Origin of the sequence: Pseudomonas helleri (assembly GCF_001043025.1) — a bacterium.
GTDB classification, from domain to species: domain Bacteria; phylum Pseudomonadota; class Gammaproteobacteria; order Pseudomonadales; family Pseudomonadaceae; genus Aquipseudomonas; species Aquipseudomonas helleri.
Window position 1 is genome coordinate 60,940 of sequence record NZ_JYLD01000005.1, and the last position, 9,200, is coordinate 70,139.

The following is a 9,200-nucleotide window of genomic DNA, read 5'->3' on the forward strand; positions in this document are numbered from 1 at the left end:
ATGTTTTGGTCAATCTCATCGGCGTATTGAGGGTCCCAGGAATGTCAGTCGCTACCAGCCTTGCTGAAAATCATCCGGTTGAAACGCTGTACGAGTTTGAAGAGTCTCCGTTGCTGGCCCGCCAGAGCCGTCAGGAGTCCAACGCGCGCAGTTACCCGCGGCGCTTGCCGCTGGCCCTCAAGCGTGCCAAGGGTTTGTACGTTGAAGACGTCGAGGGTCGCCGCTTCATCGATTGCCTGGCCGGTGCCGGGACTCTGGCGCTGGGGCACAACCACCCGGTCGTGATCGCCGCCATCCAACAAGTGCTGAGCGATGAACTGCCCCTGCATACCCTCGACCTCACCACCCCGGTCAAAGACCAGTTTGTTCAAGACCTGTTCGGCCTGCTGCCCGCCGCTTTGGCCAGCGAAGCGAAGATCCAGTTCTGCGGCCCGACCGGCACTGATGCCGTCGAAGCCGCGCTGAAACTGGTGCGCACCGCCACCGGGCGCAACACCGTGGTGTCGTTTACCGGCGGGTATCACGGTATGAGCCAGGGCGCCTTGAGCCTGATGGGCAGCCTGGGGCCGAAAAAGCCGTTGGCTGCCTTGCTCAGCAATGGCGTGCAATTCATGCCGTACCCCTACGATTACCGCTGCCCGTTCGGGCTGGGCGGCAAGCAGGGCGTGCAGGCCAATTTGCACTACCTGCAAAACCTCTTCAGCGACCCCGAAGCCGGTGTGCAGCTACCGGCTGCGGTGATTGTTGAAGTGGTGCAGGGTGAGGGCGGCGTCATTGCGGCAGACCTCGACTGGCTGCGCGGGTTGCGCCGGATTACCGAGCAAGCCGGCGTGGCGCTGATCGTCGATGAAATCCAGAGCGGCTTTGCCCGCACCGGCAAAATGTTCGCCTTTGAGCACGCTGGCATCATCCCGGATGTGGTGGTGTTGTCCAAAGCCATTGGCGGCAGCTTGCCGTTGGCGGTGGTGGTGTATCGCGAGTGGCTCGACACTTGGCTGCCGGGCGCCCATGCCGGAACGTTCCGTGGCAATCAGATGGCCATGGCCGCAGGTTCGGCGGTGATGCGCTATCTCAAGCAGCACAACGTTGCTGCGCACGCCACTGCCATGGGCGAGCGCCTCAGCGAACACCTGCGCATCCTCCAGCGCGACTTCCCGCAGTTGGGCGATATTCGCGGTCGCGGCCTGATGCTGGGGGTTGAACTGGTTGACCCCAACGGCAGCCCCGATGCCCTGGGCCACCCGCCAGCCTTTGCCCGGCTGGCGCCGCTGGTGCAGCGTGAATGCTTGAAGCGCGGCTTGATTCTGGAGTTGGGCGGGCGCCAGGGCAGCGTGGTGCGCTTCTTGCCGCCGCTGATCATCACCGCCAGTGAAATCGACCAGGTCGCGGCCATCTTTGGCAATGCCATGGCCGCAGCGATCACCCGGCTCTAATTTCTGCCCGCCATCACTCGTTAGATTCATATCTTTTACAGCGACGGAGACCCGCACATGAGTTCAGTATTTGACCGCGATGACATCCTCTTCCAAGTGGTGGTGAACCATGAAGAGCAGTATTCGATCTGGCCGGACTACAAAGCCATCCCCAACGGCTGGTGCGCCGTGGGCAAAAGCGGCCTCAAACCTGAGTGTCTGGCGTATATCGAAGAAGTCTGGACCGACATGCGGCCCTTGAGCCTGCGCCAGAAGATGGATGCAGTGGCCACGCACTAAGCGCAATCACGGTAGGAGCGAGCTTGCCTCGCGATCTTTTGACCTTGAAAAGATCGCGAGCAACCTCGCTACAAGGCTTTTACAATCGCATCAATGTTGCTCTGCAACTGCGCCACCGGATCTGCGCCGTCAGCGCCGATCACCACCAGGTGGCTGCCACCCTCGGTAATCGCTGCCTTCAACTCTGGCGAAGGTTCGCGATGGTCGAGCACTAGCGCCACGTCATTGTCCTTGAGGGTTTGCGTCAGCGCCTTGAGGGCTTGCGGTGTCCACGGGTCTTCACTGTTATGGGCCACGTCAACGCGCTCCAGATTCAGCCCGCTGATCAAGTAATCCAGCCGGTCTGAGACACTCACGACGCTTAAATTATCGGCCTTGGCCAGGCGTGACTCGCTCTCGGCGCTGAGTTTGAGCAGGCGCTGTTTCAGCTTGGCCAGGTTGGCTTCGATTTTGGGCTTGGCGGCGGGGGCCAAACGTACCAGGTCAGCCGCAATCACGTCAGCCATACGGCCCATGTTGTTGCTGGACAGCCACGGCTGGCTGTTGAGGCCATCGCTGTGCACGTCAGGTTGCACGGCAATGCCCGGCAAACTGCCGTCCACAGGGCGTGCGGCGTCTACTTCGACGATGCGGATGTTGCTGCGCCTAGCCATCGGGTACAGCGGGTCGTCGCTCCACAGCGAGCGCAGGCCGACCACCGCATCGGCGTTTTCTGCGAGTTTTTGCAGGGCCGGGGCGCCGCGACCGCTGAAGTAGGCACTTTGCCGACTGCCGGGCAGGTTGGCTGCCGCTGCGCGTTCAAGGGTCACGCCGCTGTCCTTGAGCAGCAGCTCGCTCAAGCCATAGGTAATCGGCAAGCTGGCGAGAATGCGCACTGGTTGCGGTGACGGGGTGGCGGTCAGCAGCGGGGTGCTGAGCAGTCCGGTGATGGCAATTGCCAGAGTGAGTTTGCGCAGCGTGAACATTTATCCAATATTCCCTTTGAGGCTTGGCACCACGCCACGAGCAATGGCGGCCAGGGCGAAGGCGATACCGGCCACCAGAATGATCGCGGCGCCGGACGGAATCGGTAGGTCGAGGACGATAGGCAGCAAAATCCCGCACAAGGTGCTGACCGTGGCGATCAGCACCGAAATCCAGAAAAAGCCCTTCAACGACTGGCTGAGCAAGCGCGCCGCAGCAGCCGGAATCACCAGCAGTGCGCCCACCAGAATCGCCCCGATCACCTTGACCGCTGCCACGGTGATCAGTGTTACCAGTATCACAAACAGGTAATCCAGGGATTTAACTGCCACCCCGCGCACAGCGGCCAGTTGCGGGTTGAAACTGGCCAGCATGATGCGGTTGTACAGCGGCAGGCTCAGGCCCAGCACCAGCGCGCCGACCACCGCCAGCACCAGCAGATCGTTGCCGTTGACGGTCAACACCGAGCCAAACAGGACGTTTTCAAGGATATGGATGTTGATCTTGCCCGCGAGAATCAGCAGCAGGCTGGCGCCCAACGCCAATGACACCGAGAGGAAGACCCCGATCAGCGTGTCTGGGGCCAGGCCTGTGCGGTTGCGCAGGTAATTGAGCGAAATGCCGAACAGCAGGCAATAGCCGAACAGGCTGCCATAAGGCCCGGTGTAGGGTTCGCCGAGCAGGATGCCGATGGCCACCCCGGTCAGCGCTGCGTGGCCCACGGCTTCGGAAAAGAACGCGAAGCGCTTGACCACCACCAGGGTGCCGAGGCCGCCCAGCACGGGGCCGATGAGTAAACCGGCGAGCAGCGCATTGACCACAAAACCGTAGGCCAGCACCTCAGGCAAATACCCGGCGGTGGCCCAGCCCTGAATCATCAAACGGAAGGCTTCATAGCTCATGGCTGGGCGCTCCCGCAGGCTTTAGGGTGGGTTGAAAACAGGCTTAACAGGCGCTCAGGGCTGAGGGTTTGCGCAGGCGGGCCATCGAACAGCACCTGGCGATTAAGCCCGGTGACGCGATCCGCCAGACGTTTGACGGCCGCCAGATCGTGCTCGATCCACACCACCGTGACGCCTGATTGCTGCCAGTCGTTGAGCAAGCGTTCAAAGACCTGCGCCCCGGCTTCGTCCAGCGCCGACATCGGCTCATCCAGCACCAGCAATTGCGGGGCCGGGATCAGCCCCTGGGCCAGCAGCACCCGTTGCCGTTCACCGCCCGACAAGGCGCCCATGCGGCGCTTGCGTTTGTGTTGCATGCCCACCCGTTCCAGCGCATCGCCAATGGCCGGGGCAACCTTGCGCGACAAGCCCATAAAGGCCGGGCGCCGCTGGCACATGGCGGCCATGAAGTCGTCCACGGTCATGGGCAAGCCACGGTCAAATTCCAGCGCCTGGGGCACATAGCCGATCAACCCCGGCTCGCCGTTCCAGTTCAGGCGCAACTCGCCCTGATGCGGCATTTGCCCGAGCAGGGTTTTGATCAGCGAGCTTTTGCCGCCGCCATTGGGCCCCACCAGCGCATGCACGCTACCCGCCTTAATATTGAAACTGACGCGGTCCAGAATGGGCGTGCTGCCCAGGGTCAGCGACACCTGATCAAACTCCACACCCGGCCCGCGGGCCCGCACTGCAAGAGGTACAGCCGCCGTCATGCCCCGGACTCCTGAATCGCCTTGACCACGGTATTGAGGTTGTTGTTCATCTCTTTTTCGTACTTGTCGGCGGTGTACTCGCCATAGGAGATATGCGACAGCGGGTACAGCTTGACCCCGGACTCGCGCTGGATGGTTTCAACGTACGTCGACGGGAAGTCCATCTCGGAGAAGATCACTTTCACATCCAGCTCGCGCAGTTGGTCGATGGTCTTTTTCAGTTGGCTGGGGCTCGGCTCAATACCGTGGGCTGGCTCAACCACGGCGGTTACTTCCAGGCCAAATTCGCGCAACAAGTAGTCATAGGCGGCGTGCACGGTGGCGACCCGCAAATCAGCGTTGGGGGCTTCGGTGAGTTTGGCCAGGGCGTCGGCGCGCATCTGGCGAAGGCGCTTGCCGTAAGCGCGGGCATTGGCGGTATAGGTTTTGGCGTTGGCCGGGTCGAGCTTGCCCAGTTCCCTGGCGATGTTGTTGACCTGGGCAATCGAGGCGCTGATCGACAAGAAAGTGTGCGGGTTGACCACTTTGCCAGCGCCCCGCGCGGCGGTGCCGGTGGCGGCCAGCAACGGTACGTTCTGGTTGGCCTCGATGACCGGGATGTCCGGTTTTTCACTGGCCTCGATCATCTTGTCGGCGAAATCATCATGGCCCACGCCATTGAGCACGATTACGTCCAGCGTGCCGATGCGCTTGATGTCGTCAGCGCGGGGTTCATAGGCGTGCGGGTTAAAACCGGCTGGAATCAACGGCACCACTTCAGCCTTGTCGCCAACAATGTTTTTCACGTAGCTGTAATACGGGTGCAAGGTGATGCCAATGCGCAACGGTTTGGCCAGCGGCGCCGGGGCGGGGGTGTCAGCGTGAGTCAGAGGTGAAAGGCAGAGGGCCAGGAGGCCGGCCAGCAACAAGGTGCGGCGTCGAAATACAGATGAAATGGACATGGCGAGCAGTCTTCTCTCAGGTAAAGCGGTGGGTTCAGTGCCGATGCTGGCGAGTCACCCCGGCATCGAATTGGGCGATCACTTGCTTCCAGCCGTTCTGGAGCAAGGCGCCATCGCTGAAGTCGGTGGGGGCGCTGACGTTACTGTTGCGGTTAAGCCATACATCGGGCTGCTCGCTGATGCGCATCAAGAACGAGCCGGCCACCTCAGGGTTGGGGCTCACGCCCAGGTAGGCCTGGTCGCCCAGCAATTGCCAGGCATGGTTGCCGCGGCTCATCGAGCTGGCGTCGCTGGCAAAAGGCGCGAAGCCTTCTTCGGCCAACTGCCCGGGTTGGGGCAGGGCGCCGGTTTCTTCGTGCAGCAGGTTGATCTCGTCCAGGGTGACCCGCAGGTCAGCGTAGATACCTTGCTCGGCGGCATTTAGATCGAGCCGGGCATCCAGTTGGTGGGCCGCCACTGAGGTTGCTTCATGGGACTCGTGACGCCAGGCCACAACCGACCCCGCGACGCACAGAATCAGCAGGCACAACAGCAGCACATAAAGGGTTTCATGCCCGGCACCGGCCGGGCGCACGACGTGAGTATTCATTCGATATCGGCTTGGTCGATTTCAACAATGTGGCCGGGGCCTGCGTCAAACAGCACGTAGAATTCACCTTCCGGGCGTTTGAAGGTCAGGGTCGAATCGCTGCCCAACTTGCCGGGCACCAATATGGTTTCGTCATAACCGATCACATCCAGCGTCACCCCCGGTGCGCCACTGCCATCAGAAAACCCGCCGGTGCAGCGGATCTGGTCGTCGCCCAGGCTTTTGCACTCACACATCGGGTTGTGCGCCAGGGCCTGGCCGCTGAACCCCAGCAAGGCCAGAAAACCCGCGGCCATGACACGGCGCGCGGGGTGTTTGAACAGGTGCGAACTCATCGTTTACCTCCTTGTTGAGCCAGCCAGGCCATGGTTGCCGGTGAGGCCTCGCTCAGGGGGATGGATGCCTGATGCATTGAGCCGTCCCAGCCCTCAAGGGTGATCCACAACTCAGCATCGTCTTTGGTACGTTCCGGGATCGGCAAGGTGGCGCCCATGCGGTAGGGCGTGCCGAAAAAAATCACCCCGGCAGCGCGCAAGCTGCGCGGCTTGCCGATGCGTAAATAACCGGCCTTGACCTGATCGATACAGGTGTCGCACAGGGCAGCAGTGAAGCTTTTCATATAGCCAGCGGGGCCATCAGGGCGTGGGCCCTCGTTGCGCATTTCTGCCAGCCGCAGGCTCCAGGGGCCAACCTGCACCGTGCCGATTTCGCGCTCGCCCAGGCCGCTGTCACCCCGAAACAGTGACGCCTCATGAAAATACTTGGGCATAAAGCCCAGCGGGATCAGCAACAACAGAATGTTGATGTGAAACCGCCATTTGAGCCACCAGCGACCCAGTGCAGAAGAGGGCGCTACCGCCGCTGCCTTACTCATACATTGGCCTCCTCGGGCTGTGCGCTGCGCGCTGTGACGGTTTGCCTGCCGGTCGGTACACGGGCGGGTTTATTGCTGCGTTTAAGCGCGTTGGCAGTGGCCAGGGCAGTGCGTTTGGTCCAGATCAGCAGGCCGCTCAACACCATCATGCTCAGTACCAGACCGAAGAAGAACCAGATCAGCTTGACCCACAGACCGCCGAAATCACCGGTGTGCAGCGGGCGCATGGATTCAGTCACCAGTTCCAGCCCGGAACGGTCAGCGATCATCCGTGAACCTTCGATGGCGCCGTTGTACGGGTTGATGTCGGCGGTCTGGAACAGCAGCGGGTACCAGCCCGGGCCGCCCACTTCGATATGGCCGTAGGCGTTGCTTGGCAAGCTGACAAAGCTCGCTTCAAGGCCTGGAATGCTCTCGGCGGCAATCTTCACGGCCTGATCGAGATTGATCATTGGCGCCGGTTGGCCGTCCGGCATGATCGGCACATCCTGACGCGCCACGACCGGCGGGTTGCCCGCAGTCGAGATTGAAATCTGGTTATCGAACATAAAGGCCTGAATTAAAAACCACACGCCAGTGATGGAAATCACCGCGATAAACCAGATCGACCAGATCCCGCACAGCCGATGGAAGTCGCCCCAAAAGATCCGCGCGCCGTGTTTTAACCGCAGCGTGGGTTTGAGGAAGCCTTTCCAGAATTTTTTGTACACCACCAGCCCGGTAATCAACGACGCCAGCAGCGGCAGGCCGAGGAAAGACACCAAGTACCAGCCCCAGCTATAACCGTTGGTGAACGGCACCAGCCACCAGCCGTGCAGGGCGCGGGTGAACTGGCGGAAGTCAAAGCTCGAACTCTCGCCCTGAATGGCCCCGGTATACGGGTTGATGTACAGCGCCGGCGAGCGCCCGTCCGGGTACACCACCCTGGCGACCAGTGCAAAGTGCGACTCATCCGGGCGGCTGATCGACTGCACCGCCAGCGCCGGTTCTGCCTTGTGAATGGTGTTCAGCACCTGCTCATAAGTGAGCAACGGAGCATCGCTTGAAGGCTGTGTGGCACGGGCTTCAGGGGTCGCCAGCCAGACAATCTCCTGGCTGACCACCGCCAACGTGCCGGTGACACACACAATCAATACAAAGAACCAGATCGGCAGCGTTAACCAGCTGTGGACCAGGAACCAGACCTTGGAGCGGGATTTTTTGGACATGGGGGACGGCAGACTCACGGCTGAGCATGTTTAATCGCAACTGAGAATGCGATTGCTATCCATGTAGGACGTATGAGATGTCGCAAACCCGAAGGTAGAGTTGTAAAAAAGTGTTTCATACTAGGCAAGCACGAATCTGTAGGTGCGAGCTTGCCTCGCGATCTTTTGATCCTTAAAAGATCGCGAGCGCCCACACGATTGAGTTACTCAAGCGAACGTCCCAGTTTCCAGTAGCCCATCAACGTCAGCCCTTTGCGATCAAGCCCGCATTCATTGATGAAAAACCGACGAATATCCATGACCGCTGCGGATTCTCCGGCCACCCAGGCATAGAACTCGCTGCGCTTGGCGCTGGCCAGTTCCCACAGGCGCTGGCTATTGAGGTCCAGCTCTTGCAATGCTGCGCTGTCGTTGAGGTTGGCCCGGGTGGGCGGCAAGCTCGCCAGTTCGCGGGCCGCGAGGATCATGCCTTCACCATGCTGCTTGTGCAGCGTGAGGCGGGGCAGCCAGTGCACTTTGGTGTGCACGCCGCAGAGCAGCGGCATGCAATCGGCCTCTTCGGGCACTTCGATAAACGCCTGGACCTGCGGGGCGTCGGGATGGCTGGCCAGTTGTTCGAGGATCCCGGCGATGGCGGGCAGGGCGGTTTCGTCGCCGATCAACAGGATTTTGCGCACGCCCTGCGGCGGCATCCATTCATAGCCGCCCGGGTCGGCGTGGTAGGCAGCGTTGGGCGCGACTATTTGTAAGGGGTCGCCTGGCCTTGCATGGACCGCCCAGCGCGAAGCGGGGCCGGCTTCGCCATGCAGCACAAAGTCGATGTCCAGTTCGTTCATGTCGGGGCGTAGAGCGCGAATGGTGTAAGTGCGCATCGGCGGCGCGTGCTCGGGCTTCAGGGTGCGGCGGGCGGCTTGCCAGTCGCCAACCTTGGGCAAGTCGGGCGCGCTGCCATTGGCGCTGGGGAAGAACAGCTTGACCCGCTGATCGGGGGCCAGCGTGTGCATCAGCGCCACATCCTCGCCCGTAAACACAAAACGCGTGAGTGAAGGGCTCAAGGCAATGCGCTGTTTGAGGTGAATGTCGAACAGTTGATAGCCGGTCGGTTTACTGAGCCGTTTGCGCAGGGTTTGCACCAAAGCTGCGGGAGACATGGAGAGCACCCATCAATGAGCTGGAGACCCATATAGAACGAGCTGCCTGGGAATAAATTTAAGCCCGGGTGGCTTATGGTGTGGGAGCGGGCTTGCCCGCGATGATAT

At 61.1% G+C, this 9,200-nt stretch carries 11 protein-coding genes; 2 read left to right on the top strand and 9 right to left on the bottom strand.

Annotated elements, in window-relative coordinates:
• Positions 1 to 41 precede the first annotated feature (41 nt).
• Positions 42 to 1,433, top strand: coding sequence for an aspartate aminotransferase family protein (locus TU84_RS09735; RefSeq protein WP_048368851.1), 1,392 nt, complete (start codon positions 42 to 44; stop codon positions 1,431 to 1,433).
• Positions 1,434 to 1,490: 57 nt separating this feature from the next.
• A complete protein-coding gene (locus tag TU84_RS09740) occupies positions 1,491 to 1,712 on the top strand; it encodes an MbtH family protein (RefSeq protein WP_048368852.1) in 222 nt (73 codons plus the stop codon).
• 68 nt (positions 1,713 to 1,780) lie between these two features.
• Here TU84_RS09740 and TU84_RS09745 read toward each other — a convergent pair whose 3' ends face one another.
• The 9 genes from TU84_RS09745 to TU84_RS09785 all read right to left on the bottom strand — a co-directional run bounded on the left by TU84_RS09745 (position 1,781) and on the right by TU84_RS09785 (position 9,092).
• On the bottom strand, positions 1,781 to 2,677 hold the full coding sequence (locus tag TU84_RS09745; RefSeq protein WP_048368853.1) for a metal ABC transporter substrate-binding protein: 897 nt from the start codon (positions 2,675 to 2,677) through the stop codon (positions 1,781 to 1,783).
• Complete coding sequence (locus tag TU84_RS09750) at positions 2,678 to 3,577, bottom strand: metal ABC transporter permease (RefSeq protein ID WP_048368854.1); 900 nt, start codon at positions 3,575 to 3,577, stop codon at positions 2,678 to 2,680.
• Positions 3,574 to 4,329, bottom strand: coding sequence for a metal ABC transporter ATP-binding protein (locus tag TU84_RS09755; protein WP_048368855.1), 756 nt, complete (start codon positions 4,327 to 4,329; stop codon positions 3,574 to 3,576). The genes TU84_RS09750 and TU84_RS09755 overlap by 4 nt, the downstream gene beginning before the upstream one ends.
• A complete protein-coding gene (locus TU84_RS09760) occupies positions 4,326 to 5,270 on the bottom strand; it encodes a metal ABC transporter substrate-binding protein (protein WP_048368856.1) in 945 nt (314 codons plus the stop codon). The genes TU84_RS09755 and TU84_RS09760 overlap by 4 nt, the downstream gene beginning before the upstream one ends.
• A gap of 34 nt (positions 5,271 to 5,304) precedes the next feature.
• Positions 5,305 to 5,859, bottom strand: coding sequence for a DUF6162 family protein (locus TU84_RS09765; RefSeq protein ID WP_048368857.1), 555 nt, complete (start codon positions 5,857 to 5,859; stop codon positions 5,305 to 5,307).
• Entirely contained in the window at positions 5,856 to 6,155 is a 300-nt protein-coding gene (locus TU84_RS09770) for a hypothetical protein (protein WP_174479323.1), read from the bottom strand. The genes TU84_RS09765 and TU84_RS09770 overlap by 4 nt, the downstream gene beginning before the upstream one ends.
• A gap of 35 nt (positions 6,156 to 6,190) precedes the next feature.
• Positions 6,191 to 6,733 (bottom strand): hypothetical protein, encoded by a 543-nt coding sequence (locus TU84_RS09775; RefSeq protein ID WP_048368859.1) that lies wholly within the window; start codon positions 6,731 to 6,733, stop codon positions 6,191 to 6,193.
• Complete coding sequence (locus tag TU84_RS09780; RefSeq protein WP_048368860.1) at positions 6,730 to 7,941, bottom strand: PepSY-associated TM helix domain-containing protein; 1,212 nt, start codon at positions 7,939 to 7,941, stop codon at positions 6,730 to 6,732. Before TU84_RS09780 ends, TU84_RS09775 begins: the two co-directional genes overlap by 4 nt.
• 203 nt (positions 7,942 to 8,144) lie before the next feature.
• The gene (locus TU84_RS09785; RefSeq protein ID WP_048368861.1) at positions 8,145 to 9,092 is read right to left on the bottom strand and encodes a siderophore-interacting protein; all 948 of its coding nucleotides are present in this window, start codon (positions 9,090 to 9,092) and stop codon (positions 8,145 to 8,147) included.
• Positions 9,093 to 9,200 lie beyond the last annotated feature (108 nt).

Coding starts and splice junctions, on each gene's coding strand:
- TU84_RS09735 (WP_048368851.1), top strand. CDS start 42: ATGTCAGTCGCTACCAGCCTTGCTGAAAATCATCCGGTTGAAACGCTG.
- TU84_RS09740 (WP_048368852.1), top strand. CDS start 1,491: ATGAGTTCAGTATTTGACCGCGATGACATCCTCTTCCAAGTGGTGGTG.
- TU84_RS09745 (WP_048368853.1), bottom strand. CDS start 2,677: ATGTTCACGCTGCGCAAACTCACTCTGGCAATTGCCATCACCGGACTG.
- TU84_RS09750 (WP_048368854.1), bottom strand. CDS start 3,577: ATGAGCTATGAAGCCTTCCGTTTGATGATTCAGGGCTGGGCCACCGCC.
- TU84_RS09755 (WP_048368855.1), bottom strand. CDS start 4,329: ATGACGGCGGCTGTACCTCTTGCAGTGCGGGCCCGCGGGCCGGGTGTG.
- TU84_RS09760 (WP_048368856.1), bottom strand. CDS start 5,270: ATGTCCATTTCATCTGTATTTCGACGCCGCACCTTGTTGCTGGCCGGC.
- TU84_RS09765 (WP_048368857.1), bottom strand. CDS start 5,859: ATGAATACTCACGTCGTGCGCCCGGCCGGTGCCGGGCATGAAACCCTT.
- TU84_RS09770 (WP_174479323.1), bottom strand. CDS start 6,155: ATGGCCGCGGGTTTTCTGGCCTTGCTGGGGTTCAGCGGCCAGGCCCTG.
- TU84_RS09775 (WP_048368859.1), bottom strand. CDS start 6,733: ATGAGTAAGGCAGCGGCGGTAGCGCCCTCTTCTGCACTGGGTCGCTGG.
- TU84_RS09780 (WP_048368860.1), bottom strand. CDS start 7,941: ATGTCCAAAAAATCCCGCTCCAAGGTCTGGTTCCTGGTCCACAGCTGG.
- TU84_RS09785 (WP_048368861.1), bottom strand. CDS start 9,092: ATGTCTCCCGCAGCTTTGGTGCAAACCCTGCGCAAACGGCTCAGTAAA.